The 25,238-nt window shown below is 60.9% G+C and carries 20 protein-coding genes; 15 read left to right on the top strand and 5 right to left on the bottom strand.

Features of this window, described 5'->3' with window-relative positions:
* Nucleotides 1-13 precede the first annotated feature (13 nt).
* The 8 genes from HB376_RS04310 to HB376_RS04275 are packed head-to-tail and all read left to right on the top strand — an operon-like array spanning nucleotide 14 to nucleotide 10,699.
* Entirely contained in the window at nucleotides 14-3,760 is a 3,747-nt protein-coding gene (locus tag HB376_RS04310; RefSeq protein WP_213762178.1) for a nitrate reductase subunit alpha, read from the top strand.
* A complete protein-coding gene (gene narH / locus HB376_RS04305; protein ID WP_213762177.1) occupies nucleotides 3,757-5,310 on the top strand; it encodes a nitrate reductase subunit beta in 1,554 nt (517 codons plus the stop codon). Before HB376_RS04310 ends, narH begins: the two co-directional genes overlap by 4 nt.
* Complete coding sequence (narJ, locus tag HB376_RS04300; RefSeq protein ID WP_346730434.1) at nucleotides 5,307-5,984, top strand: nitrate reductase molybdenum cofactor assembly chaperone; 678 nt, start codon at nucleotides 5,307-5,309, stop codon at nucleotides 5,982-5,984. Before narH ends, narJ begins: the two co-directional genes overlap by 4 nt.
* Before the next feature lie 17 nt (nucleotides 5,985-6,001).
* On the top strand, nucleotides 6,002-6,679 hold the full coding sequence (gene narI, locus HB376_RS04295; RefSeq protein ID WP_213762176.1) for a respiratory nitrate reductase subunit gamma: 678 nt from the start codon (nucleotides 6,002-6,004) through the stop codon (nucleotides 6,677-6,679).
* A 19-nt stretch (nucleotides 6,680-6,698) separates the two neighbouring features.
* On the top strand, nucleotides 6,699-7,445 hold the full coding sequence (locus HB376_RS04290) for a peptidylprolyl isomerase (RefSeq protein ID WP_213762175.1): 747 nt from the start codon (nucleotides 6,699-6,701) through the stop codon (nucleotides 7,443-7,445).
* Nucleotides 7,442-7,996, top strand: a complete 555-nt coding sequence (mobB, locus tag HB376_RS04285; RefSeq protein WP_213762174.1) for a molybdopterin-guanine dinucleotide biosynthesis protein B — start codon at nucleotides 7,442-7,444, stop codon at nucleotides 7,994-7,996. The genes HB376_RS04290 and mobB overlap by 4 nt, the downstream gene beginning before the upstream one ends.
* A gap of 37 nt (nucleotides 7,997-8,033) precedes the next feature.
* Nucleotides 8,034-10,028 (top strand): type IV pili methyl-accepting chemotaxis transducer N-terminal domain-containing protein, encoded by a 1,995-nt coding sequence (locus HB376_RS04280; RefSeq protein WP_213762173.1) that lies wholly within the window; start codon nucleotides 8,034-8,036, stop codon nucleotides 10,026-10,028.
* A complete protein-coding gene (locus tag HB376_RS04275) occupies nucleotides 10,025-10,699 on the top strand; it encodes a response regulator (protein WP_213762172.1) in 675 nt (224 codons plus the stop codon). Before HB376_RS04280 ends, HB376_RS04275 begins: the two co-directional genes overlap by 4 nt.
* Before the next feature lie 16 nt (nucleotides 10,700-10,715).
* Here the strand turns inward: HB376_RS04275 and glgA are convergent, their stop codons facing one another.
* Both glgA and glgC read right to left on the bottom strand, forming a co-directional pair.
* The gene (gene glgA / locus HB376_RS04270) at nucleotides 10,716-12,191 is read right to left on the bottom strand and encodes a glycogen synthase GlgA (protein ID WP_213762171.1); all 1,476 of its coding nucleotides are present in this window, start codon (nucleotides 12,189-12,191) and stop codon (nucleotides 10,716-10,718) included.
* 40 nt (nucleotides 12,192-12,231) lie between these two features.
* On the bottom strand, nucleotides 12,232-13,509 hold the full coding sequence (gene glgC, locus HB376_RS04265) for a glucose-1-phosphate adenylyltransferase (protein WP_213762170.1): 1,278 nt from the start codon (nucleotides 13,507-13,509) through the stop codon (nucleotides 12,232-12,234).
* 475 nt (nucleotides 13,510-13,984) lie between these two features.
* Here glgC and pdxY point away from each other — a divergent pair, with 475 nt between their 5' ends.
* From pdxY to HB376_RS04245, 4 genes are all read left to right on the top strand, one after another.
* Nucleotides 13,985-14,848 carry a pyridoxal kinase PdxY gene (pdxY, locus tag HB376_RS04260; protein ID WP_213762169.1) on the top strand — a complete coding sequence of 288 codons (864 nt, stop codon included), beginning with the start codon at nucleotides 13,985-13,987 and terminating at the stop codon, nucleotides 14,846-14,848.
* A gap of 149 nt (nucleotides 14,849-14,997) precedes the next feature.
* Entirely contained in the window at nucleotides 14,998-15,798 is an 801-nt protein-coding gene (locus HB376_RS04255; RefSeq protein WP_213762168.1) for an SDR family oxidoreductase, read from the top strand.
* Entirely contained in the window at nucleotides 15,791-17,653 is a 1,863-nt protein-coding gene (locus tag HB376_RS04250; RefSeq protein ID WP_255631150.1) for a glycoside hydrolase family 15 protein, read from the top strand. The genes HB376_RS04255 and HB376_RS04250 overlap by 8 nt, the downstream gene beginning before the upstream one ends.
* Before the next feature lie 34 nt (nucleotides 17,654-17,687).
* A complete protein-coding gene (locus HB376_RS04245; protein WP_213762167.1) occupies nucleotides 17,688-19,124 on the top strand; it encodes a dihydrolipoyl dehydrogenase in 1,437 nt (478 codons plus the stop codon).
* Between the two features lie 126 nt (nucleotides 19,125-19,250).
* Here the strand turns inward: HB376_RS04245 and HB376_RS04240 are convergent, their stop codons facing one another.
* The 3 genes from HB376_RS04240 to HB376_RS04230 form a co-directional block, all read right to left on the bottom strand.
* Nucleotides 19,251-19,598, bottom strand: a complete 348-nt coding sequence (locus tag HB376_RS04240; RefSeq protein ID WP_213762166.1) for a hypothetical protein — start codon at nucleotides 19,596-19,598, stop codon at nucleotides 19,251-19,253.
* Nucleotides 19,599-19,910: 312 nt separating this feature from the next.
* Complete coding sequence (gene mmsB, locus HB376_RS04235; RefSeq protein WP_213762165.1) at nucleotides 19,911-20,801, bottom strand: 3-hydroxyisobutyrate dehydrogenase; 891 nt, start codon at nucleotides 20,799-20,801, stop codon at nucleotides 19,911-19,913.
* Nucleotides 20,802-20,837: 36 nt separating this feature from the next.
* Nucleotides 20,838-22,382 carry a CoA-acylating methylmalonate-semialdehyde dehydrogenase gene (locus HB376_RS04230; protein WP_213762164.1) on the bottom strand — a complete coding sequence of 515 codons (1,545 nt, stop codon included), beginning with the start codon at nucleotides 22,380-22,382 and terminating at the stop codon, nucleotides 20,838-20,840.
* A gap of 229 nt (nucleotides 22,383-22,611) precedes the next feature.
* Between HB376_RS04230 and HB376_RS04225 the strand changes: the two genes are divergently transcribed.
* The 3 genes from HB376_RS04225 to HB376_RS04215 all read left to right on the top strand — a co-directional run bounded on the left by HB376_RS04225 (nucleotide 22,612) and on the right by HB376_RS04215 (nucleotide 25,155).
* Nucleotides 22,612-23,565, top strand: a complete 954-nt coding sequence (locus tag HB376_RS04225; RefSeq protein WP_213762163.1) for a LysR family transcriptional regulator — start codon at nucleotides 22,612-22,614, stop codon at nucleotides 23,563-23,565.
* 239 nt (nucleotides 23,566-23,804) lie between these two features.
* Nucleotides 23,805-24,791 (top strand): M23 family metallopeptidase, encoded by a 987-nt coding sequence (locus tag HB376_RS04220; RefSeq protein ID WP_213762162.1) that lies wholly within the window; start codon nucleotides 23,805-23,807, stop codon nucleotides 24,789-24,791.
* A gap of 73 nt (nucleotides 24,792-24,864) precedes the next feature.
* Nucleotides 24,865-25,155 carry a hypothetical protein gene (locus tag HB376_RS04215; protein ID WP_255631149.1) on the top strand — a complete coding sequence of 97 codons (291 nt, stop codon included), beginning with the start codon at nucleotides 24,865-24,867 and terminating at the stop codon, nucleotides 25,153-25,155.
* Nucleotides 25,156-25,238: the final 83 nt, after the last annotated feature.

Here is a 25,238-nt window from a genome sequence, read left to right as displayed (position 1 = left end):
ACAGGACACAATAATGAGTCATTTTCTGGATCGCCTGAAGTTCGTGAAGCGCACGCAGTCGACGTTTTCGAACGGACACGGTGCGGTGGTCAATGAAGACCGCAAGTGGGAAGAAGGTTATAGAACCCGCTGGCAACATGACAAGATCGTGCGCTCCACGCATGGCGTGAACTGCACGGGTTCGTGTTCGTGGAAGGTCTATGTGAAGAGCGGGCTGATTGTCTGGGAGACGCAGCAGACCGACTATCCGCGCACCCGCGCCGACCTGCCGAATCACGAACCGCGCGGCTGTCCGCGTGGGGCGTCGTATAGCTGGTACGTATATTCGGCGCAGCGCGTCAAGTATCCGATGATCCGCGGCCGCCTGATGGAAATGTGGCGCGAGGCGCGCAAGTCGCTCGATCCGGTCGCCGCGTGGGCGTCGATCAGCCAGGACCCGGTCAAGTCAAAACGCTATAAGAGCGTGCGTGGTCTCGGTGGCTTTGTGCGCGCCGACTGGGACACCGCTAACGAAATGATCGCGGCGGCTAATGCGTTCACCATAGGCAAGTTCGGGCCGGATCGCGTGGTTGGCTTCTCGCCGATTCCCGCCATGTCCATGGTCTCGTACGCAGCAGGTTCGCGTTATCTCAGCTTGATTGGCGGAGTGTGCCTCTCGTTCTATGACTGGTACTGCGACCTGCCGCCCGCTTCGCCGCAGGTCTGGGGCGAGCAGACCGACGTACCGGAATCCGCCGATTGGTACAACTCCACCTATCTGATGGTATGGGGTTCGAACATTCCGCAGACCCGGACCCCCGATGCGCATTTCTATACCGAGGTGCGCTACAAGGGCACGAAAACGGTAGCGGTATCGTCGGATTTCGGCGAGATGGTCAAGTTCGGTGACATCTGGCTTGCGCCTAAACAAGGCACCGACGCCGCGCTTGCAATGGCGATGGGGCACGTCGTGCTGAAGGAATTCCACGCAGCGAACGCATCGAACCAATCCGCTTATTTCCGCGACTATGTAAAGCAATACACCGACATGCCCATGCTCGTGCTGCTGCGCGACAACGACGGCATGCTGGTGCCCGATCAGTTCCTGCGCGCATCGCATCTCGCCGATAGCCTCGACGAAGCGAACAACGCGCAATGGAAGACGCTCTTGATCGACGCAGACAGCGGCCAGATCGTCGCGCCCAACGGCACGGTAGGCTTTCGCTGGAATGAAGCCGCGCACAACGACGGCCGCAAGGTCGGCCGCTGGAATCTCGAACTGAAAGACGGCGGTAGCGGCCGGCCGATCGACCCCCGTCTCTCGATGATCACTGCGGGCACGCATGACGAAGTGGTCACAGTCGGCTTCCCCTACTTCGGCAGCGAGCACAACGCGCTGCTGGAACGTCACGTCCCCGCCCGGCGCGTCACGCTCGCGGACGGCACGAGCGCGCTTGTCGCCACCGTGTTCGACCTGCAAATGGCGAACTACGGGGTAGACCAGGGACTCGACGGCCCGAACGTTGCCAGCAGTTACGACGACGACGTTCCCTACACGCCCGCATGGCAGGAAAAGCACACCACCGTGCCGCGCAATCTCGTGATCCAGGTGGCCCGCGAGTTCGCAACGAACGCCCATCAGACGCAGGGCAAGAGCATGGTGATCGTGGGCGCCGCGCTCAATCACTGGTATCACAACGACATGATTTATCGCGGCATCATCAACCTCCTGATGATGTGCGGATGCGTAGGAAAGAGCGGCGGCGGCTGGGCGCATTACGTTGGTCAGGAAAAGCTTCGGCCGCAATTCGGCTGGGCGCCGCTTGCGTTCGCGCTCGACTGGTCGAAGCCGCCGCGTCAGATGAACGGCACGTCCTTCTTCTATAACCACACCAGTCAGTGGCGTCACGAGAAGGTCGGGCTGAACGAAGTGCTTTCGCCGACCGCGAACAAGGCGAACTATGCGAACCTCGCCATGCTCGACCTGAATGCGAAGTCCGAGCGCATGGGCTGGTTGCCGAGCGCGCCGCAACTCGGCGCGAATCCGCTCGATCTGACCGACGAAGCAGCCCGTGCCGGCATGAAGCCGGTGGACTACGTGGTCGACCGCCTGAAGTCGGGCGCATTGCAATTCTCTTGCGACGACCCCGACAACCCCGTCAACTTCCCGCGCAACATGTTCGTCTGGCGCTCCAACATCCTGGGCAGTTCGGGCAAGGGCCACGAATACTTCCTGAAGTATTTGCTCGGCACGCAGAACGCCCTCTTCTCAGATGAAAACGACGCCATCATGCCGGGCCAGGTTCATGTGCGCGAAGCGGCTGAAGGCAAGCTCGACTTGCTGACCGTGCTTGATTTCCGCATGAGCACGACCTGTCTTTACGGCGACATCGTGCTGCCGACCGCGACGTGGTACGAGAAAGACGACCTGAATACATCGGACATGCATCCGTTCATTCACCCGTTGTCGGAAGCCGTGCAGCCGTTGTGGGAGAGCAAGAGCGACTGGGAAATCTACAAGGGCATTGCAGAGAAGTTTGCGGAGATCGGCGGTGCGCATCTCGGTACCCGTACCGATCTGGTCTGCACGCCGCTCATGCACGATACCCCGGGCGAACTCGGCCAGCCGTTCGAGCCGAAGGACTGGCGCGCCGGTGAATGCGACCTGATTCCCGGCAAGACCGCGCCGTCCATGACGGTGGTCGAACGCAACTACAAAGATGTCTATCGCAAGTTCACGTCCGTGGGTCCATTGCTGGATACACAGGGCAATGGCGGCAAGGGCATCAACTGGAACAGCGCGCATGAGGTGGATGAACTCGCGCACATCACGCACACGGTCACGGATCCGGGCGTGAGCCATGGACGTCCGCGGCTTGACAGCGCCATCGACGCCGCTGAAATGATCCTCACGTTCGCGCCCGAAACCAACGGCCACGTTGCAGTGAAGGCATGGCAAGCGTTGTCGAAGATCACGGGACGCGAACATGCACACCTCGCCGAAGGCCGCGAGCACGACAAGATTCGTTTCCGCGATGTCCAGGCGCAGCCGCGCAAAATCATTTCGGCGCCGACCTGGTCAGGGCTCGAATCCGAGGAGGTCAGCTACAACGCAGGCTATACGAACGTGCACGAACTGATCCCATGGCGCACCCTCACGGGCCGCCAGCAGTTCTATCAGGATCATCGCTGGATGCTGGATTTCGGCGAGGGTTCGTGCGTGTATCGCCCGGCTATTGACACGAAAACCGTCACCGCGATGCTCGGCGCGAAGCCGAACGGCGAGCATGAGCTCGTGCTCAACTGGATCACGCCACACCAGAAATGGGGCATCCACTCCACGTATTCCGACAACCTGCGCATGCTGACGCTCTCGCGTGGCGGACCGCACGTGTGGGTCTCGGAAGCGGAGGCGAAGCAAGCCGGTCTCATCGATAACGACTGGGTGGAAGTGTTCAACGTGAACGGCACGCTGACTGCGCGCGTGGTGGTGAGTCAGCGCGTGCCGCTCGGCATGTGCCTGATGTATCACGCTCAGGAAAAGATCATCAACGTGCCGGGCGCGGAGACAAGCGGCATGCGCGGCGGCATTCATAACTCGGTCACGCGCACGGTGCTCAAGCCAACGCACATGATCGGCGGATATGCACAGCAGGCCTATGGTTTCAACTACTACGGCACCGTGGGATCGAACCGCGACGAGTATGTGATCGTACGCAAGATGAAAAAAGTAGCGTGGCTCGAAGGCCCGCTCAATGAAAGCGAAGGAGCGGCATCATGAAAATCCGTGCGCAAGTCGCAATGGTTTTGAACCTGGACAAATGCATCGGTTGCCATACCTGCTCCGTCACGTGCAAGAACGTGTGGACTTCGCGAGACGGCGTGGAGTACGCGTGGTTCAACAATGTTGAAACCAAACCAGGCATTGGCTATCCGAAGGAATGGCAGAACCAGAAGAAGTGGCGAGGCGGCTGGACCCGCGACGCCAGCGGCAAGCTCCATCCGCGTCAGGGCGGCAAGCTCAAGGTCCTCGCGAACCTGTTCGCGAACCCCAATCTGCCCGCTATCGACGACTACTACGAGCCCTTCACGTTCGACTACGAGCATTTGCAGAACGCGCGGCTATCTGAAACGCCGCCAACAGCCCGGCCCGTGTCCGTCATCACCGGCAAGAAGATGGAGAAGATCGAATGGGGCCCGAACTGGGAGGATGACCTTGGAGGCGAGTTCTCGTCACGCGGTCGTGACGCGCTGTTCGAGAACGTGCAGAAAGAGATGTACTCGACCTTCGAGAACACCTTCATGATGTACTTGCCGCGGCTGTGCGAGCACTGCCTGAACCCTGCGTGCGTGGCATCGTGCCCGTCGGGCTCGGTGTACAAACGCGAGGACGACGGCATTGTGCTCGTCGACCAGGACAAGTGCCGCGGCTGGCGCATGTGCATCTCCGGTTGCCCTTACAAGAAGATCTACTTCAACTGGAAGAGCGGCAAGGCGGAGAAGTGCATCTTCTGTTATCCGCGTCTTGAAGCCGGTCAGCCGACCGTTTGTGCGGAGACGTGCGTCGGGCGTATCCGCTATCTCGGCGTGCTGTTGTATGACGCCGACAAAATTGGCGAAGCGGCGTCGGTTGAACGCGAACAGGACTTGTACCAGTCGCAACTGGACGTGTTCCTCGATCCGCATGATCCCGCTGTGCAGGCGGAAGCGCTCGCGCAAGGCGTCCCCCAAAGCTGGCTCGACGCCGCGGTCAAATCGCCCGTCTACAAGATGGCCGTGGAATGGAAGGTGGCGTTCCCGCTGCACCCGGAATACCGGACTTTGCCAATGGTGTGGTACATCCCCCCACTTTCCCCGATTCAGTCGGCGGCAGACGCGGGACATATAGGCATGGACGGGATCATTCCGGACGTGAAGAGCCTGCGTATTCCAGTGAAGTATCTGGCGAACCTGCTGACCGCCGGCGACGAAGCGCCGGTCACGTCCGCACTCGAACGCATGCTCGCCATGCGCGCGTTCAAGCGTGCCGAAGTCGTGCACGGCCGCGCGGAACCCGAACTTCTGGACGGTCTCGACCTCACGCCCGCCCAGGTGGAGGACATGTACCAGACCATGGCCATCGCGAACTACGAGGATCGATTCGTGGTGCCTTCGTCGCACAAGGAACTCGTGGAAGACAGCTTCAACGACAAGGGCAGTTGTGGCTTTACCTTTGGCAACGGCTGCTCGGGCGGGGTGTCGGAAGGATCGTTGTTCGGCAAGAAACCACAAGGCAGCGTGGTGTTCGCCGACATGCCCAAGTCACGCAAGAAAACGGAGTCCGCGTCGTGAACGACACACTGAAACCCCTATCCATCTACACGCTGCTGGCGAGCTTGCTCGACTATCCCGAGCCCGAATTGCTTATGGCCATGGACGAGATCGAGCAAGCGCTCATAGCCTTTCCCCAAGCCGCACAAGCCGCGTTGCAGCCGCTGCTGACGTTGCTGAACGCACATCCGTTGATCGAGTTGCAGGAGAATTACGTCGCCACGTTCGATCGGAACCCCGCGCACTCCCTGCATCTGTTCGAACACGTTCACGGCGAAAGCCGCGACCGCGGACAGGCGATGGTCGATCTGCTCGATGAATATCGCCGGCATGGTCTTGAAATGGCGACCAACGAACTGCCCGATCACGTGCCGCTGTTTCTCGAGGTGCTGGGCAATATCGACGCGACTGAGGCTCGCACGCTGCTGGGCGAGGCTATTCACGTTCTCGCTGCATTGGGCGATCGTCTCGCACGCGATGAAAGCCCGTACGCGGGTGTATTCACCGTATTGCGGTCAATGACAGATGTGGTGCCGATACCCGCCGAGGTGCCGCCTATCCGCGACATGGACGAAGCACTTGAACGCTTCGGCCCGGGCACTGACGGCGTCGAACCATTGCTGGCCCCATCCACCACCACGCCGCTGGCTCAGCCGATGCATTTCCATCCGCGGCCGCCGGCCACGGCCAACTGAGTTCAGGGATCACGCTCATGCTCAATCAATTCTTGTTCGGCATTTATCCCTATATTGCGGCCGCCATTTTCCTGTTCGGCAGCTTCGCGCGGTTCGAGCGAGAACAGTACACATGGAAAGCCGACAGTTCGCAGTTGCTTCATCGCGGCAATCTGCGGCTTGGCAGCATCCTGTTTCACGTCGGTATTCTCGGGCTCTTCTTCGGGCATCTTGGCGGCCTGCTCACGCCGGTTTCCGTTTGGGACTGGCTCGGGATTGAGCACGGCACGAAACAAGCCGTGGCGATGATCGCGGGCGGCGTGATGGGCTCCCTCTGTCTCGTCGGTCTCGTCATCCTGATTCACCGGCGCGTCAGCAACGCGCGTATTTCCGCCGTGACCCGTACCGGCGACAAGGTGCTGCTGTTGTGGATTCTCGTTACCCTGTTGCTCGGCTTGTCGACGATCCGGGAATCAGCGGGTCACATGGACGGCCACATGATGGTCCAGCTCATGACCTGGGCGCAGCACGTCGTCACCTTCCGAGGCGATGCAGCGCAGTACGTGGCGGCCGCACCGTTTGTGTTCCGGATGCATCTGTTCATGGGTATGTCGCTGTTCGTCATCTTCCCGTTCACCCGGCTCGTGCACGTCTGGAGCGGCTTCGCTTCCGTCACGTACCTGAGCCGCGCATGGCAACTCGTGCGGCCGCGCTAACCTGTTCAAGGAGAACATCATGGCGATCATCATCAACGGCGTGGAGCTCGCGGACACGGACCTGGAGCGCGAAATGCCGGCTCATGCAGACACGCCGGATGTAAAGCGGGCGGCGCTGACCGCGGCTGTCCTGCGCCGCGTCCTGCTCGATGAAGCCGCTCAGTTGCACATCGCCTCCGCTCAGGGTGACGAGCTGATGATCGAAGCGTTGCTCGATCATCAGCTTGCCGAGGCGGCCGCGCCCACGCATGAAGAGTGCGAGCGCCACTACCTGGCCGACCTGGAACGCTGGCGGGTGAACGAGCGCGCGCGGGTTAGCCATATCCTGTTCCAGGTTACGGAAAGAGTGGATCTGGTGGCGCTGCGTCAACGCGCTCAACAGACACTCGATGAACTGCTTCACGCCGACGACCTCGAACTGCGGTTCGTTGATTTTGCGCGTACCTTGTCGAATTGCCCGTCGGGGATCGATGGCGGCGCGCTCGGCGAGATAGGCCGCGGCGACACGGTGGCGGCGTTCGAACGTGCGGTGTTTGCCGCGCCTGCTGGTACCCTCTGCCCTGTGCTTGTGGAAACGGAGTTCGGCTTCCATATCATCCGGGTTCACGAAAAGTCGCCGGGCCTGGTGTTGCCGTTCGAGCAGGTTGAGCTGCGTATTCGCGTCGCGATGTCGCAGGCGCTGCGCGATCTTGCCGAGCGGCGTTATGTGATGGAAGCGGTGGCACGCGCTAATATCCAAGGCTGGAAAGACGGGGTAGCGACATGACAGAAGCAGCGGCGAAGCTGCGCATATTCGGTATTTGCGGGCGTTCGGGACAGGGCAAGACAACGCTGATCGAGGCGCTCCTGCCCTGGTTCCGCGCGCGCGGCCTGGTGGTGAACGTGGTGAAGCACAGCCATCATTCAATCGATCTCGAGCCGCCGGGCAAGGACAGCGCACGTTTCCGCGCGGCCGGCGCGGGCGAGGTGCTGATTGCCTCGCCGTACAGGTATGCCATCGTGCGCGAACTGCATGACGCGCCCGAGCCGCCGTTGACGGAACTTGTCGCACGGCTTGCACCCTCCGACCTGACGCTGGTGGAAGGCTTCACGCGCGAGGTCTTGCCGCGCCTCGAAGTCGTGCGTCCCGAGGCGGGCCGGGACCCGCTGTATCTGACCGACATGGCCATCCTCGCGATCGCCACCAACGACGCCCCGCGTCTTCATGACGCACCCGCGATCCCGCTTCTGCCTCTGGCGGACGTTGACCGTATTGGTGAGTTCATATGTAAAACAGTCGGACTCTCACTATTGGACGCCAGCACACCGGATAATTAGCACCCTTTGCATTCCGGTCGCGCAAGCACGCAGTTCCATGTCCGATCATCCGCTTCATCGGGCCGCACCCGCGGCCACACCCGAGGTCTCATCCCCGGCCTCACACCCGGCCCTGCTCGCCACGCCGTTCCGTTACCGGTTATCCACGCGCATTGTCGCGTTGTCCGGCGTTGCGCTGGCGTTAGTCCTTTCCATGATCGCGGGCACGCTCTGGCTCTCGTGGCAACTCGAAGGCGCGGGCGCGGCGATCAACGACGCCGGCAGCCTGCGCATGCGGGCGGGCAACATCGCCATTCAACTCAACGAAGCACGGGCCGGCCGTAAAGCCGATGTGAATTCGCAAAGCGCCCTGCTCGATCTCACGCTGGCCCAGTTGAAAAGCGGGGACCCCGCGCGGCCATTATTCCTTCCTGCCATGCCTGCGATCCACGCTCAGCTGGATGCCGTATCGCAGGCGTGGCACGACTCGTTGAAGCAGGCGATCACGCACGACGCGTCAAGTTCCATCGATACCCCCTCGCTGTATCTCGCCCGGCTGCCCGCGTTCGTTGCCGAAGCCGATGCACTGGTGCGCATGATCGAACGCGAAAACGCCCGCAAGACAGCCTGGTTGCGACGCTGGCAAATGGCCCTTGCGGCACTCGCGTGCGTGGGCACGATCGCAATCGTGTACCTGCTTTACGCGTGGTTCGTGACGCCCGTACGACGTCTGGAGCGTGGGCTGTCCCGTATCGAACAACGCGAATTCAGCGCCCGTTTGCCGGTCGAGTCGCGCGACGAGTTCGGTCATCTTGCGGAGGGTTTCAACCGGATGGCAAGCGAACTTCAGAGTTTGTACCGGGACCTCGCGCTACGCGTGACGAGCAAAACCGCGCAACTTGCCACCCGCAACGGCGAACTGGTCGCACTCTACGAGATGACCGCGTTCCTGCATGGCGCGCATGACGTTGAAGTGCTGTGCCGCGGTTTTCTTGCGCGCGTGATGCGTCAGTTCAACGCCGACGCAGGCACCGTCCGCGTGCTCGCTCAAGACGCGGACAACCTGCACGTAGTCGTGTCCGAAGGTTTGCCGGAGTCGCTGCTGAACGTGGAGCGCTGCATGCCGGCGAGCACCTGCGCGTGCGGCGCGGCAGCCACCGGCGGTCTCTCGGTCGTGCGCGATCTACGCATGCAGCAGATGGTAGACAGCGGTCCCGCGACGCATTGCGGCAAGGCAGGTTTCGATGCGGTCGCGGCCTTCGGTATCGTCTCGCATGAGCTTGCGCTGGGTTCGTTCTCGCTGCACTTTCGCGGCGACCGCCCGGTGCTGCCATCGGAAACGCGCCTGCTTGAAACGCTCGGCAAACATCTGGGCACGGCTTTGCAGAACCATCGGCTTGCCACGGCCGCGCGTCAGCTTGCGGTCGCGCAGGAACGTCACCTGGTCGCGCAGGGGCTGCATGACAGCATCGCGCAGAGCCTGAATTTCCTGAAGCTGCAACTGCATTTACTCGATAACGCCGCAAGCCGCGACGACATGAACGAAGTGCGCGAGATCGCGCCGTTGTTACGCGGAGGTCTTGAGGAAAGTTATGAGGACGTGCGTGAACTGCTCGTCAATTTCCGCACGAAGTTCGCGACCGGCAACCTTCGCGACGCCGTGGACGAGACGGTAACGCGGTTCGAACGGCAAACGGAGACACAAGTCAGCCTCGACTACGACGAAGCGGGCGGACTGCCCTTGCCGCCCGACCAGCAGCTACAGGTGCTGTTCATTCTTCAGGAGGCGTTGTCGAACATTCGCAAACATGCGTCGGCTACGCAGGTCCACATTGCGCTTACGAACGCCCGTGATTTTGAACTGACGATACAAGACAACGGCGACGGTTACGATCCCGCCAATATCGCCAGTCGAGGCGAAGCCCATGTCGGTTTTCACATCATGCGTGAACGCGCAGCGCGGCTCGGTGCGCAATTAGAGCTGGACAGCGAACCTGGCAAGGGCGCGCGCGTCCACCTTCTGCTGCCCGTCAGCGAACGGCAGGCAGCATGACCATCCGCATTCTTTTAATCGATGACCACACGCTGTTTCGCTCCGGTGTGCGCGCATTATTGCAGCGTCAGCCCGATTTCGAAGTCGTGGACGACGCCGCCGATGGTATCGAAGGGTTCAAGCGCGCGAAGCAGCATCGGCCGGACGTGGTCCTGCTCGACCTGAACATGCCGGGGTTGTCGGGTATCGAAACGTTGCAGTTGCTCCAGCAGGATTTGCCGGACACCGCGGTCATCATGCTGACCGTGTCGGAAGATGTGGATGAACTGACCCGCGCGCTGCGTGAAGGTGCATGCGGATATCTGTTGAAAAACATGGAAGCCGACGCACTCGCCACCATGATCCGCCGCGCGGCCGAGGGCGAATCCGTGATTGCGGAGAGCATGACTCAGCGGCTGATCGCGCAAATGAGAACACCGGTGCGCGCAGAAGATACTGCGCCGCCGCCACTTGAACCACGCAGCTCGCCGGCGTCGCCTGCACTGACGCCAAGAGAACGCGACATCGTGCGAATCCTGTCGCGCGGCGCGAGCAACAAGGATATTGCGCGTGAACTCGACCTGGCCGAAAGCACCGTGAAGATCCACGTGCGCAATGTGCTTCGTAAGCTCAATCTGTCGAGCCGTGTTCAGATCGCGATTCATGCGCTCGCACGCGACCTGAACGACTGACCCCGACTGACTCCGACTAACGCGCCTTCGCCCCGATCAGCTCGCGATACACATCGACGTATCGCAACGCCGACGCTTCCCAGCCGAAGTCCTGTTCCATCGCGCGACGCACGACGGCCTTCCATTCCAGCCGCCGCTGCTTCAATGCGAACGCGCGCCGGATCGCGGCAACAATTGACGGCCGGTCGAATTTCTCGAACACAAAACCGGTAGCCAGGTCGTCAGCGAGATTCTCCAGCGACGCATCCGTCACGGTGTCGGCAAGACCGCCCACGCAATGAACGAGCGGCAGTGAACCGTATGCCAACGCGTACAACTGCGTCAGGCCGCACGGCTCGAAGCGCGACGGGACCATCACGATGTCGCTGCCCGCGATAATCGAATGAGAAAGCGTTTCGTCGAATCCCAGCTCCACGGCAACCGCTTGCGGATGCGCCAGCGCGGCGTTCTTGAGGCCGTTTTCAAGCGCCGGATCGCCGGCGCCCAGTACAACGAGTTGACCGCCGCGCTGGACGATATCCGGAATGACTGATAGCAAGAGATCAATCCCCTTCTGCTCGGTCAGCCGGCTTACCACGCCGAACAGCAACGCATCCGGCTCACGCGCAAGGCCGACCCGTTCCTGCAACGCGGCTTTGCACTTCGCTTTGCCAGTGAATTTTTCGATCGAGTATTGCGTGTCGATGGTGGTATCGGTCGCCGGATTCCATACCGTCTGATCGACGCCGTTGAGAATGCCGCTGATGTCGTGCGTGCGGGTGCGCAGCAATCCGTCGAGCCCGGCGCCCTGCGCATGGGTTTGAATTTCGCGTGCGTAGGTCGGGCTCACGGTTGTGATGCGGTCCGCGTAGAACAGCCCGGCTTTGAGAAACGACAGATGACCGTAGAACTCGACGCCATCGATGGAGAAAAAATCCGCCGGTAGCTGCAGCACACCGAATTCCGCGGCAGGAAAGACGCCCTGGTAAGCGAGGTTATGGACCGTCATGACCGACGGCACGCGCGCCACGCCCGTCTCCCGCTCGCGTGCCCTCAAATACGCGGGCGCCAAGCCAGCGTGCCAGTCGTGCGCATGCAGGACGTCGGGTTTCCACGTCGGGTCGGCACCCGTCGCCACGCGCGCCGCCGCCCAGCCGAGCAGCGCGAAACGCCGGTCGCTGTCGGCATATTGCGTATGCGAGCCGTCCAGATACGGATTGCCGGGCCGATCGTAGAACGCGTCCGCGCGCACCACGTAGACCACGACTCCGTGCGGTTCGAGCAAACCCCGCTCGAGCCGCACGTGATCGATGCCAAACGCCCAGCCAAGGTCCGCTACCTGCTCGATCTGCGTCAGGCCCGCCACCACCGAAGGAAACGCCGGCAGGATCACGCGGGCATTCGTGCCCAGTTGCGTCTGGGCCGGCGGCAATGCGCCCACGACATCGGCGAGGCCGCCGGTTTTCAAAAGCGGATACATCTCCGCTGCAACATGCAGCACGCATACGGTCATCGATTCCCCATTGGCTTGTTTCCGGTCGCCCGAATTATGACTACCTGGCTTGTCCGAGACGTGTCAGTGCATCCTGTGTCACGAGCACCACGCCATTTTCAGTCCGGAAAAACCGCTCGGCATCGTAATCGGGATCCTCGCCTATGACCAGCCCTTCAGGCAGCGTGCAACCCCGGTCGATCACCACGCGCTTCAGGCGGCAACTCGGCCCGACGGTCACTTGCGGCAACAGCACGGCTTCGTTGATATGACAGAACGAATGCACCCGCACCGCCGATGAAAACACCGATCGCGCGACTTGCGAACCCGATATCACACAGCCGCCGCACACCAGCAGATTGTTAATTGCGCCCTGCTGCCCGTGCAGGTCACGCACGAACTTGCCTGGCGGCAACTGCTCCTGGTTCGTCCAGATGGGCCATTTGCGGTCGTAGAGGTCGAGCGCGGGAATGGTGGACGCGAGATCCAGGTTCGCCGCCCAGTACGCGTCCACGGTACCCACGTCGCGCCAGTACGGCGGCGCGTTCGGATCGGTTTCGGAGGTCACGCACGACATGCCGAACGGGTGCGCGATCGCCTTGCCGCTCGTTACCACGCGTGGCAGGATGTCCTTGCCGAAGTCATGATCCGTATCCGACGTTTCAATGTTCTCTTCGAGCAATTGATACAGATACTTCGCGCTGAACACATAGATACCCATGCTCGCGAGCGCGACGTCGGGCTTGCCCGGCATCGCGGGAGGGTCCTCCGGCTTTTCCAGGAAATCCGTTATGCGGCGCTGCGCGTCGACGTGCATCACGCCGAACGCGGTCGCTTCCATGCGCGGCACTTCAATACAGCCGACCGTGCAATCCGCGCCGCTCTCGACGTGATCGAGAATCATGCGCGTGTAGTCCTGCTTGTAGATGTGATCTCCCGCCAGCACGATGATGTACTCGGGCCCGATCGACCGGATGATGTCGAGATTCTGGAAGACCGCGTCCGCTGTCCCCCTGTACCAGCTTGAATCAACGCGTTGCTGGGCCGGCCAGATATCGATGAACTCGTTGAACTCGCCGCGCAGGAAACCCCAGCCGCGCTGCAGGTGGCGCAAGAGCGAGTGCGCCTTGTATTGAGTGACGACCGCGATACGCCGGATGCCTGAATTCAGGCAATTCGACAATGCGAAGTCCACGATCCGGTATTTGCCGCCAAAATGCACTGCTGGTTTGACGCGTTTATTCGTAAGCGGTCCGAGTCGGGTACCCCGGCCGCCCGCCAGGACAATAGCCAGCGTGTTCTTCTGCAGATCCGTACGATTTCCTGTCAGCGTCTCCATACCGACCTCCTGTTTTGCGGCCTGTCTCTGGCCTTTTGTAGCTTGTTTCAGCTGTTTTTAGCTGTTTACCGGGTGCTTGCTGGCGAATGACTCGAATTGGATTGGGGTGGTTTTCTCCAGAGGATTTGAACGACATTTAATGGAGCGGCTGGGATGATTTTGCTGCAAAGGTGAATAGTTCGCACCTGCTTTTCGGAAATTGATGTGCGTGACCGTCAAAATCGCTTCGCAATCCGATGGAGTCTGTCCGCGGATTGATTCGTGTTCGCAGCAGGTATAAGAAAACGATGTGGCGTAGCAATCCTCATGCCAAGCAGGTTCCGCCGACGGCAGTTCCCCTGCGGCAACGTTTTGCGAACCGGTTCTTCCGGCCGGGGCAAAAACCACGGCACAATGATGTCTGGCATGCCTAACATGCATGCGGTTTTCGTGCGCGGCCCTTGGCCGCTGTCCTGCACCTCGCTAAAAACCAATCATGCAAAACGTCCTCAGTATCCAGTCACATGTGGTCTTCGGCCACGCAGGCAACAGCGCGGCTGTCTTTCCCATGCGCCGCATGGGCGTCAACGTCTGGCCGCTCAACACCGTGCAGTTCTCGAATCACACGCAATACGGCCGCTGGACCGGCAGTGTTGTCGACGCTGAAGAACTGACGCGCGTGATCGAGGGGATTGGCGCTATCGGCGTGCTGTCGCGCTGCAATGCGATCCTGTCAGGCTATCTCGGCTCGCCCGAGCAAGGCGCCGCAGTTGTGGAAATTGTCAGGATGGTGAAAGCCGTCAACCCGAAAGCGCGCTATTTCTGCGACCCGGTCATGGGCACTACCAGCGGCTGCATCGTCGAACCCGGCATCCAGGAGTTTTTGGTGAATACCATGCCGGAAGTCGCCGATGCCATGACACCGAATCACATCGAATTGCAGAAGCTGACGGGGCGCACCATCGAGACGGTCGACGAAGCGGTCGCCGCGTGCCGCGAGGTGATCGCGCGCGGTCCGACAGTCGTGCTGGTCAAACACCTGATCGACAAAAACAGCCGCGCCGATACCTTCAACATGCTCGCGGTAACCGCGACCGAAGCGTGGTTCGCGCAACGGCCGCTCTATCCGTTCGCGCGGCAACCGGTCGGCGTAGGCGACTTGACCAGCGCGGTATTTCTCGCGCGCACGCTACTGGGCGACTCGGTGCGTGCCGCGCTGGAACACACGCTTGCGGCAGTGAACGCCGTGGTCAGGACCACGTTCCAGGCCGGGCGCTACGAGCTTGAGATCGTCGCATCGCAGGACGAAATCGCGTATCCCACGGAACGTTTTCCCGCGATTGGGGTGGATGCCGAGTAGGACTGCTGGTTCCGGACTGTGAACCCGTTCCCGGGGCAGGACCGGCGCTTGCTCCATCCCCTGACGTCTCCGGCCCAGGCCGGCCCCGCAGGCGCTACGCAGTGACCAGGCGGCGCACGCGACGCGCTTCGCATCCCATCGGGAACGTTATGAACCCAGTACTCGAAGGTCAGGTCGCACTCGTCACCGGCGGCAGTTCGGGCATAGGCTACGGCGTGGCGCAAGCGCTCGCCAATGCCGGCGCGAGCGTCGCCATCAACTATCACTCGCATGGCGAAGCCGCTGAAGCGCTCGCTGCATCGATAGAAAAAGCCGGCGGCCAGGCCATTGCGCTCCAGGCCGACGTCTCGGATGAAGCCGATATCGACGCCATGTTCGACACGCTGATCAAGCATTTCGGCACGGTGGACATCGTGGTCGCGAATTCCGGTTTGCAGAAGGACGCGAAGTTTGTCGACATGACGCTCGCCGACTGGAACGCCGTGATGAACGTGAACCTCACGGGCCAGTTCCTCACCGCTCAACGCGCCGTGCGTGAATTTCTCCGGCGCGGCCCGCGTCCCGTGTCCCGGGCGCTGGGCAAGATCATCTGCATGAGCTCGGTGCATGAAGTCATTCCGTGGGCGGGACATGTCAACTATGCGTCGTCGAAGGGCGGCATCCAGATGATGATGAAATCGCTCGCGCAGGAAGTCGCGCCGCACAGGATCCGCGTGAATTCGATCGCGCCGGGCGCCATCCGCACGCCGATCAACAAGGCCGCGTGGGACAGCCCCGAGGCGTTGAAAGCGCTGCTCGAACTCGTGCCCTACGGCCGGATTGGCGAGAGCGAGGATATCGGCCGGGCAGCGGTCTGGCTGGCCTCCGACGACAGCGACTATGTGGTTGGTACCACCTTGTTCGTCGACGGCGGCATGACCCTGTATCCGGGCTTTGCGGACAATGGTTAGCCCTCGGGAAAACCGCTCCGAGGCGCAGCTCGGTATCGCTATCGACGCGCATGGACTGATCGGCAACATGCGCACGACCGCGCTGGTGTCGACCGAAGGCGTGATCGACTTCATGTGTTTTCCACGCATCGATTCGCCGACCGTGTTCGGGTCGCTGCTGCATCCGGAACGAGGCGGTGCGTTCAGCATCATGCCGGCGTTCGAAGTCTCGCGCGCGAAGCAGATGTACCTGCCGGAAACGAACGTGCTGCTCACGCGCTTCATGTCGGCGGGGGCCGTGTGCGAGGTCGTCGACTTCATGCCGGTCGCGGACTCGGATGACGACGCAAAGGCGACGTCCAATTGCGTGGTGCGGATAGTGCGTGCGATCTACGGCGATATGTCAGTGCGAATGCGCTGTGCGCCGCGTTTCGACTATGCCCGCGGCAGTCATGAAACCGCGCAGGTCGACACCAATACGTTGAGCTTCACGCCCGCAGGCGAGGCAGCCGGTGCTCAGACAGAAACCCTCACGCTCGACGCCACCGTGCCGCTGGCGATCGATCATCAAGACGCTGTCGCCAGCTTCGATCTCAAGCAAGACGAGATGGCCTGCTTCATCTTCGGCGCGGAATCCGACGCGATGCGCAAGACGCTTCCGTGCAAGCAAGCGCTGTCCGACACCATCGACTTCTGGCGCGGATGGTCGCGGCAATCCACCTACCGTGGCCGCTATCGTGAAGTGGTGATGCGCTCGGCCCTGCTGCTCAAGGTGCTGAGCTCGCGCGCAACCGGTGCGATCGTCGCCGCGCCCACGTTCGGGCTGCCGGAAACATCGGACGGCGGACGTCGCTGGGATTATCGATACACCTGGATTCGCGACGCCGCATTCTCCGTCTACGCGCTGCTGCGGCTCGGCTATACAGGCGAGGCGCGCAACTTCAAGAACTGGATCGCCGAGCGCAACAAGCACTGCGACTCGGACGGCTCATTGAGCGTGATGTACGCGGTAGACGGCGAAGAGTCGCCGGAAGAAGAAGTCATCCCTGAACTGTACAGCAGCGGCGCCGAGCCTCCGCTGATCGGCAATGCCGCGCGCGACCAGACGCAGCTCGACGTCTACGGCGCGCTGCTGGACGCAATTTATCTCTACAACAAATATGGCGAAGCGATTTCCTACGACGGCTGGCGCCACGTTACGCGCACCGTGCATTTCGTGGCGGAAAACTGGCAGAAAGCAGACCAGGGCATCTGGGAATTCCGCAACGGCGAGCGGCCCCTGCTGCATTCGCGACTGATGTGCTGGGTCGCGATGGACCGCGCGATACGCCTCGCTCAAAAACGTTCGCTGCCCGCGCCGTTCGCTGAATGGAACGCGGTCCGCGATGCCATTCACGAAGATATCTATGCGCACTTCTGGAACGACGAGATACAGAGCTTCGTTCAGACGCCCGATACGAAGACCCTCGATGCATCGACGCTGATGATGCCGCTCGTGCGTTTCATCGGCCCGAAGGACCCGCGCTGGCTGTCCACGCTCGATGCAATCGGCAGAGAACTAGGCGTCGATCCGCTGATCTTCCGCTATACGCGCGGTGATTCGCTAGACGGCCTTCCCGGCGAGGAAGGCGGGTTCAGCGCGTGTTCGTTCTGGTACGCCGAAGCACTCGTGCGCGCGGGGCGAGTGGACGAAGGACGGCTTGTATTCGAGAAGATGCTGGCTTATGCCAACCATGTCGGCCTTTACTCCGAAGAGGTCGCCATCAGTGGCGAAGCGTTGGGCAATTTCCCGCAGGCACTAACCCATCTTGCGCTGATCAGCACCGCGTTCCAGCTTGACCGGAGCCTGGACGGGGCACATCCGCAGTGGTCGTGAAGATAGGCTCGAGCGCATCCAACCAAGGGTATCGATGAAGCAGATCAAGGTGGACGTTGCCGTCATTGGTGCAGGGACGGCCGGCATGGCCGCGTATCGCGCAGCACGGCTGGCGGGCAAGCAGGTCGTGCTGATAGAGGGTGCCGAACTCGGCACGACCTGCGCGCGCGTGGGCTGCATGCCGTCCAAGCTGCTGCTCGCTGCCGCCAATGGCCTGCACGACGCGAAGGCGCAGGCGCCCCGGGGCATTGAAGGCACGCATGCGCTCGAAGTCAACAGTGAGCATATGCTCGATTATGTCCGCAGCGAGCGCGATTATTTCGTCAAGGGCGTGCTGAAGGAAACGGATTCGTTTCCTCAGGACACGATCATCCGCGGCTTTGCCCGCTTCGAATCGCGCAACGTTCTTCTTATCGATGACTTCGCCCGCGTGGAAGCCACGAGCGCGGTCATCGCGACGGGTTCGGCATCCGTCATTCCAGACGACTTCAAGCTGTTCGGTGATCGTCTCATTACCAGCGACGATGTCTTCGACCTGAAGACCTTGCCCAACCGCTGCGCGGTATTCGGCGCGGGCCCTATCGCCCTTGAACTCGGCCAGGCATTCGCGCGGCTCGGCGTGAACGTATTCATGTTCGGCCAGAAGAACCAGGTTGGCGCGTTGACGGATACCCCTGTGCGCGAAGCCTTGATTGAAGCGCTGCAGCAAGAGTTTTACTTTGACCCCGACGCGACCATCCTCGAAAAATCGATGCAGGATGGCGAGCCAACGATCCGCTTCAAAGCGTTGGACGGAACCAAGCGCACCGAGCGCTTCGACCGGGTGCTCGTGGCGACCGGCAGGAAACCGGTACTGACTTCACTGCAGCTTGAAAAGACCGGCATCGAGCTCAACGACAAGGGCGTTCCCCTGTTCAACGAGCAGTCAATGCAGTGTGGCGACAGCAGCATCTTCATGGCCGGCGATTGCGACGGCACGCGTCCCTTTCTCTCCGATGCCGCCGACGAAGGCAAGCTCGCCGGCGACAATGCCGCGCGTTTCCCCAATGTGCAATCGGTCAAACGCAAGGTGCCGTTTTCGATCGTGTTCTGCGAGCCGCAAGTCGCCAGCGTAGGTGCGTCCTACGACGACCTCGACAAGCAGATGACAGTGACCGGAACCGTGTCGTTTGAAACGCAGGGGCGCAGTCGCGTGCTACGCCAAAACCGGGGTTTGCTGCATGTCTATGCCCACGCCAAGACCGGCAAGTTGCTGGGAGCCCAAGGGTGTGGACCCGCCGTTGAACATCTCGGCCATCTGATTGCCTGGGCATTGCAACTGGAACTGTCCGTGGAAGACATGCTGAAGCTGCCGTTTTATCACCCGGTGATCGAGGAAGGATTGCGCACGGCGCTCAAAGAAGCGAACAAGAAATGTTTTGAATCACGCGCGCAGACCGCACCCGAATTGCCCAACGCGGCAGGTTGCTGACCCGCGCTTAAAAAGACCAACGTAAAAAGCCCGCTCGAACAAACCATTCGAACAGGCTTTTTATTGCTGCGAGAACCTGAATGGCGCTACCGCTTACAGCGCGTACGCATTTATTTATATTGCGCGTTACATTGCATATTGCAGCGCAAGGTCGAATCCAAGCACGACCATCGAGCAGAATACGCCGAGCAGCAAGTTAGCCGCACGATGTGCAACGTCATGGTGTTTCGTCAACATGGCCGCAGCCATGAATGCGATTTCCACCACGATCTGTATCGCAAACACGGCTAGCATCAGCGCGAACTCATACCCCATCGAATTGAAGTCCGAGAAGTTGAAACCACGCACGGCCACCCATGAACCTACGCGCCATAACTCATACGCCAGCAACGCCAACGGGAACAGATAGCTGAACACGTAGGTCGGCATTGTTGCGTGCCGCAATTCCATATGAAAGTGACGAGTTGTTTGCATCTGGCTCTCCTTGATCCTGGCTATTTGCCGCCAGCATTTCGCTGGCCTTAACTCATTTAACTCACCTGATGAGTTACCTCAAAGCGGCTTCGCTATCTTCATCACTCAGTTCGTAACTCGGTTCATAAGTTACTTACTAATTAAAATGAAGACATGAACGTCGTGCTTTGAGAATAGGCCAAAATCAGAAGAAGCGAATCATCGTATTCCCCATGTCCTTGGTTAGCATGGCAGAGCGGCTTGCGATGCTGCAACGCAGCTTAATAGGTCACATAAAATGCGCTGCAGCAATTCGCGATCAGCGAGTTTTAATCAGGCATCCTCGCTACCGTACAGCTTGATAATGGCGGAGAAGTCCAACCCGCCCAAGCCCTGCATGCTCATGGTCTGGTAAAGCTGTTGCGCGAGCGCGCCAAGCAAAATGGGCTGTTTGACTTGACGCGCTGCATCAACCGCCAGTCCCAGATCCTTCAACATGAGATCGGCCCCGAACCCCCCGGTATACCCGCGTGAAGAAGGCGCATTAGGTAAAACGTTCGGATAGGGATTACACGTATCGGCACTCCAGCAACGACCTGTCGATGTGTTGATGATTCCGGCAAGCTTATTGGGTTCGATCCCGAGCGACGCACCAAGTTTCATCGCTTCCGCCACGCCGATCATCGAAATGCCGAGCAGCAGGTTGTTGCAGATTTTCGCGATCTGACCCGTCCCTGTTTCGCCGCACTGAACCATGTTCTTGCCCATGCCGGCGAGCACCGGTTTGAGCGTGTCGAACAACGCCGCATCGGCGCCGACCATGAACGTCAGCGTGCCCGCCTGCGCGCCGCCGGTGCCACCGGACACGGGAGCATCGGCGAATGGATTACCCTGCTTCAATGCGGCTTCTCCGACCAGGCGCGCGGTCGCCGGATCGATCGTACTGCTGTCGATCAGCGGCACGCCCGGACGAACCCCGGCGAGTACGCCATCGGCGTTCAGATACACCGCCTTCACGTGCACGGCGGCCGGCAGCATGGTGATCACCACCTCGCTTGCCTGCGCCGCCTCACGGGGCGAAACGGCGGTCCGCGCGCCTGCGTCCACAGCCGCCTGCAACGCCGCCTTCGATAAATCAAACACCGTCAGCGAATGCCCTGCTTTAAGCAAGTTGGCGGCCATGGGTCCGCCCATGTTGCCCAGTCCGATAAAGCCGATTTCCATTGCGTTCCCCTTTTTTATTTCACCGGATAAGTGGCTTTAGCGCAGCGAAATAGTGGTGTTCACGCCGTCGTTGACGGTGGCGTCGTCGAACCAGCGTGACGTGACAGTTTTCGTTTGCGTATAGAACTGCACGACCTGTTTGCCGTACGGGCCAAGATCGCCCAGCTTCGATCCGCGCGATCCGGTAAAGCTGAAATAAGGCACAGGCACGGGAATGGGAATGTTGATCCCCACCTGGCCGACATCGATCTCGCTCTGGAACTTGCGCGCCGCCGCGCCGCTCTGCGTAAAGAGGCCGACGCCGTTGCCCATCGGATTGCGGTTGACCAGTGCGATGGCATCGTCAAGCGTTGCAGCTTCCAGCACGCAAATCACCGGACCGAAGATCTCCTGCTTGTAGATGGTCATGTCGGTGGTGACGCCTGAGAATACCGTCGGGCCAATGAAATTGCCCTTCTCATAACCCTCGACCTTTACATCGCGGCCATCCAGCGAAAGCGTTGCGCCTTCTTTCACGCCCGCTTCGATCAGCCCGAGGATCCGTTCCTTCGCCGCTCGCGAGACGACCGGGCCCACATCGGTATTCGCCTCCGTGCCGCCGTTCACGGACAAGCCGCGCGCACGCTCGACCAACTCCGGCAACCAGTCCTTCGATGCCCCCACGAACACCACGACCGACGTCGCCATGCAACGCTGTCCCGCCGCGCCAAAACCTGCCCCTGCAAGCGCATTCAGCGTCTGCTCGCGGTTCGCATCGGGCAGCACGACCGCGTGATTCTTCGCGCCCATCATGGCCTGCACGCGCTTGCCGTGCTGGCTGCCGAGGTTGTACACGTGCGTACCCACATGCGTCGATCCGACGAACGAAATCGCCTTGATGTCGGGATGCGTGCAGATCGCGTCGACCACGTCCTTGCCACCGTGCACCACGTTCAGCACGCCCGCCGGAATGCCGGCCTCGAGCGCCAGTTCGACCAGCTCCATGGTGGACAACGGATCCTGTTCCGACGGCTTCAGCACGAACGTATTGCCGCAAACGATCGCCATCGGGAACATCCACAGCGGGATCATCGCGGGGAAGTTGAACGGCGTGATGCCGGCGCACACGCCTATTGGCTGGCGCAGCGTGTAGGTGTCCACGCCGCCCGCGACGTTCTCGGAGAATTCGCCCTGCTGCAGCGTGCCGATCGAACACGCATGTTCGATCACTTCAAGGCCGCGGAAGATATCGCCTTCGGCATCGGGCAGCGTCTTGCCCTGCTCAGCCGTCAGCGTCTGCGCGATCCGCTTCATGTTCTGGCGCACCAGATCCTGGAACCGCAGCATCACGCGCACGCGTGCGCCAAGCGGCGTGAGGCGCCACGTCTGGAACGCTTTTGCCGCCGACGCCACGGCGGCATCGACTTCTGCCCTGGTCGCGAACGGCACCCGGCCGACCACGTCCTGGGTCGCGGGATTAACGATATCGCGCCACTCTTGCGTCGTCGATTCAACGAACTTGCCATCGATCAGCAATTTGGCCGTGCGCACGCCGGCGTTGGATTGTTCGGCCTGCGCCGGACGGTCAGCAGCAGTATTCATGAGAGAAGCTCCTTGAGACGGGAACGTTCCTGGTGGGAACGGGATGACAGAGACGCGGACGCACGCGAAATACCGCGCGGGTCGCCAAGGGGAATGTCGTCTCCGGATTATTTGAATGTTGTCGGCTCGCTCATTACGCGTAGGGACAGAACGCGTGCAAGGCAAGTCCACAAGATTCAGTATAGTTATGCAAATCTCTACGAAGTATGGATACAAATACTCATCCAATATGCAAAAAAGCACGGCTCCTGGTCTCAGCAACCTGAATTGGGACGACCTCCGGTATTTCCTGGAAGTCGCGCGAACCCAGCGTGCAAGCGGCGCGGCGAAGCGTCTGGGGGTCGATTACACGACCGTCGCGCGCCGCGTGCGGGCGCTGGAAGACGCGCTCGGCACCCTGCTCTTCGATAAATCCCGCAGCGGCGGTTTCATCCTGACCGCCGAAGGGCAGCGCCTGCTTGCGTACGTCGACGCCATGGAAACCACGGTTCAGTCGGCGACCGAGCACATTGCCAACTCGGGGCACGCGCTGTCCGGACACGTACGGGTGGGTTCGACCGAAGGTTTTGGCTGCTTCTTTCTTGCGCCTCAACTCGCGCGCTTTCAGGACGCGCAACGGCAGATTTCCATCGACTTGTTGCCGGTGCCGCACTTCGTCAGCTTGTCCAAGCGAGAGGCCGACATAGCCGTCACGCTTGAGCGCCCGGAACATGGCCAGACCGTCTACACCAAACTCTGCGATTACCGCCTACGCCTCTACGCCACGCGCGAGTATCTCGATCAACACGAACAGTTAAACCGGGTGGAAGACCTCGCGACGCATCGCTTCGCGAGTTATATCGATGACCTCGCGTTCAGCTACGAACTGCTCTATCTCGAACGCGCGGTTCCGGGCGCTGTATCGCGTTGGCGCAGCACCAGCGTGATCGCTCAATATCACGCCGCGCTGCAGGGCCGCTCGCTCGCAATCCTGCCGTGTTTCATGGCGGCGCAGGACCCACGCCTCGTGCCCGTTCTCGCCGATGACATCGTCGTCACGCGCGCGTTTTATCTGTCCTGCCGCGAAGATTTGCGCAAATTGAAACGCATCACGGCAGTGTGGGATTTTCTGCGCACAGTGGCCGAAATCAATCGTCCGCTGCTGATGGGCGAGGCGCGCGAGATGCTATGGAGCGAAACGTAGAGACCAAGAATTTCGCGTTTGTTCAGCTCCCCTTATATATGAGATACGCATTCGCGTAACGGGTGCATAATCGTCCGCCCATAAAGGCTTTCCGCCGTAGCCCTGCTGCGGCGTTTTCACATGGACGTGATCTTTATCCATCTCATTATTAACACTCGCAGACAGACCGGTAATCCACCGCCCGCACGTCGTTTTGTGGCCACGCGCTTGCCCGCGTGTTTGCCGCGCCCGGTGCACTGATGGCGTTCGTCATCTGGTCACGCCGGAACGTGTCGCATCAGCGCGTGCGTTTCGTCGAAGCGCGCACTGTCCGCACCATGGTGATCGTCGCCGTCATTGCGATGATCCTGGCCGCGCTCGCGCTCGGCATCGCCATTGGTGCGGCAATGGGCAACACTCACGCAGCCGAAGAGAAGATGCAAACGGAGCGGCGCTCTTATGAAATCGATGAGCTCGGCAAGATCAGCGCAACACTCACGCATATCGAACCGCGCGTCATTGAACTTGTGGAACAAGTGAATGAACTTCAGGACTTCGAAGCACAATTGAAAGCAGCGCGACGCGCGGCCGATCACCCGGACATCCACGTGGTTCCGCCGCTTCCCGATAACGACGACGAATCGCCGCTCGACAGCAGCGCGTCGGGCGGTCCGTCCCTGCCGCCCCGGCTCTGCGACGCCCAGCGTGCAGCGCTTACCGGTACCGCGCCGCAGCGCCTGAAGCACACGCAAAGCGCACTGGATTGCCTCGATGCAACCATCGGTGTCCTCGATGACGCCGTGCTCGCGCATTACGCGTCATACATGGCGTTTCCGGGCCGGCTGCCTGCCCCCGGCGCGCGCTTCGGCTCGCCGTTCGGCAACCGCATCGACCCGTTCACGGGGCACCTGAATTTTCATCCGGGCATCGATCTCGTCGCCCCCACCGGCACGGCCATCTTCGCGAGCGCCGGCGGCCGCGTGGTGCAGGCGGGACCGCACGGCGGGTACGGCAACGCCGTCGATATCCAGCACAGCAGCGGCGTGGTCACCCGCTACGGGCATACATCGAAGATATTCGTGAAGGTCGGCGATCTTGTCATGCCCGGCCAGAAGATTGCCGAAATCGGCTCGACCGGCCGCTCGACCGGACCGCATTTGCACTTCGAGGTCATCATCGATGGGACGCAGGTCAATCCCAAACCTTATCTCGCGCTCTTCAAGCTGAAATCCAATGCCGCAAGCTGATCGCAACAGGCCGACGCACAAGCTCACGCGCCGCACCTATTCCCTGACGTCGCGGCGCGGCCCGACCTGGCCCATGCTGCTGCTCGGCACGATTGCCGCGGCCTGCGCGGCAGCGGCGCTGGCCGCGGCCGGCTTCGCGCTCGTCACGTCGCGCGATAACAGCAAGAAGGCCGACGCCCTGTGCGCGCCGCCCATGTCCGAGCGCGAGATCCGCCAGCAACTTTCGAAGGCGCGCATCGCACTCGACCACGAAGTGGCGACACGGCTCGTCATGGAGCAACAAGCGTCCGAAAGCCTGGCGGAAATTCATCAAATGCGAACTGACCTGACTTTCCTCAAGCGTCAGCGGGATAAGTCCAACTGACCGATCCCGGAACCCATCCACACGCCGGTACGTACCTGTCCATTACCGGCAACCATTTTGCAATCCAGACCAGAAGGGGTTTT

Origin of the sequence: Caballeronia sp. dw_19, assembly GCF_018449515.1 — a bacterium.
Lineage (GTDB): Bacteria > Pseudomonadota > Gammaproteobacteria > Burkholderiales > Burkholderiaceae > Caballeronia.
This window is presented reverse-complemented; position numbering and strand designations above follow the sequence as displayed.

What these genes read in the sequence shown, in the direction of transcription:
- HB376_RS04310 (WP_213762178.1), top strand. Translation starts at nt 14, where the DNA reads ATGAGTCATTTTCTGGATCGCCTGAAGTTCGTGAAGCGCACGCAGTCG.
- narH (WP_213762177.1), top strand. Translation starts at nt 3,757, where the DNA reads ATGAAAATCCGTGCGCAAGTCGCAATGGTTTTGAACCTGGACAAATGC.
- narI (WP_213762176.1), top strand. Translation starts at nt 6,002, where the DNA reads ATGCTCAATCAATTCTTGTTCGGCATTTATCCCTATATTGCGGCCGCC.
- HB376_RS04290 (WP_213762175.1), top strand. Translation starts at nt 6,699, where the DNA reads ATGGCGATCATCATCAACGGCGTGGAGCTCGCGGACACGGACCTGGAG.
- mobB (WP_213762174.1), top strand. Translation starts at nt 7,442, where the DNA reads ATGACAGAAGCAGCGGCGAAGCTGCGCATATTCGGTATTTGCGGGCGT.
- HB376_RS04280 (WP_213762173.1), top strand. Translation starts at nt 8,034, where the DNA reads ATGTCCGATCATCCGCTTCATCGGGCCGCACCCGCGGCCACACCCGAG.
- HB376_RS04275 (WP_213762172.1), top strand. Translation starts at nt 10,025, where the DNA reads ATGACCATCCGCATTCTTTTAATCGATGACCACACGCTGTTTCGCTCC.
- glgA (WP_213762171.1), bottom strand. Translation starts at nt 12,191, where the DNA reads ATGACCGTATGCGTGCTGCATGTTGCAGCGGAGATGTATCCGCTTTTG.
- glgC (WP_213762170.1), bottom strand. Translation starts at nt 13,509, where the DNA reads ATGGAGACGCTGACAGGAAATCGTACGGATCTGCAGAAGAACACGCTG.
- pdxY (WP_213762169.1), top strand. Translation starts at nt 13,985, where the DNA reads ATGCAAAACGTCCTCAGTATCCAGTCACATGTGGTCTTCGGCCACGCA.
- HB376_RS04255 (WP_213762168.1), top strand. Translation starts at nt 14,998, where the DNA reads ATGAACCCAGTACTCGAAGGTCAGGTCGCACTCGTCACCGGCGGCAGT.
- HB376_RS04250 (WP_255631150.1), top strand. Translation starts at nt 15,791, where the DNA reads ATGGTTAGCCCTCGGGAAAACCGCTCCGAGGCGCAGCTCGGTATCGCT.
- HB376_RS04245 (WP_213762167.1), top strand. Translation starts at nt 17,688, where the DNA reads ATGAAGCAGATCAAGGTGGACGTTGCCGTCATTGGTGCAGGGACGGCC.
- HB376_RS04240 (WP_213762166.1), bottom strand. Translation starts at nt 19,598, where the DNA reads ATGCAAACAACTCGTCACTTTCATATGGAATTGCGGCACGCAACAATG.
- mmsB (WP_213762165.1), bottom strand. Translation starts at nt 20,801, where the DNA reads ATGGAAATCGGCTTTATCGGACTGGGCAACATGGGCGGACCCATGGCC.
- HB376_RS04230 (WP_213762164.1), bottom strand. Translation starts at nt 22,382, where the DNA reads ATGAATACTGCTGCTGACCGTCCGGCGCAGGCCGAACAATCCAACGCC.
- HB376_RS04225 (WP_213762163.1), top strand. Translation starts at nt 22,612, where the DNA reads ATGCAAAAAAGCACGGCTCCTGGTCTCAGCAACCTGAATTGGGACGAC.
- HB376_RS04220 (WP_213762162.1), top strand. Translation starts at nt 23,805, where the DNA reads ATGGCGTTCGTCATCTGGTCACGCCGGAACGTGTCGCATCAGCGCGTG.
- HB376_RS04215 (WP_255631149.1), top strand. Translation starts at nt 24,865, where the DNA reads ATGCTGCTGCTCGGCACGATTGCCGCGGCCTGCGCGGCAGCGGCGCTG.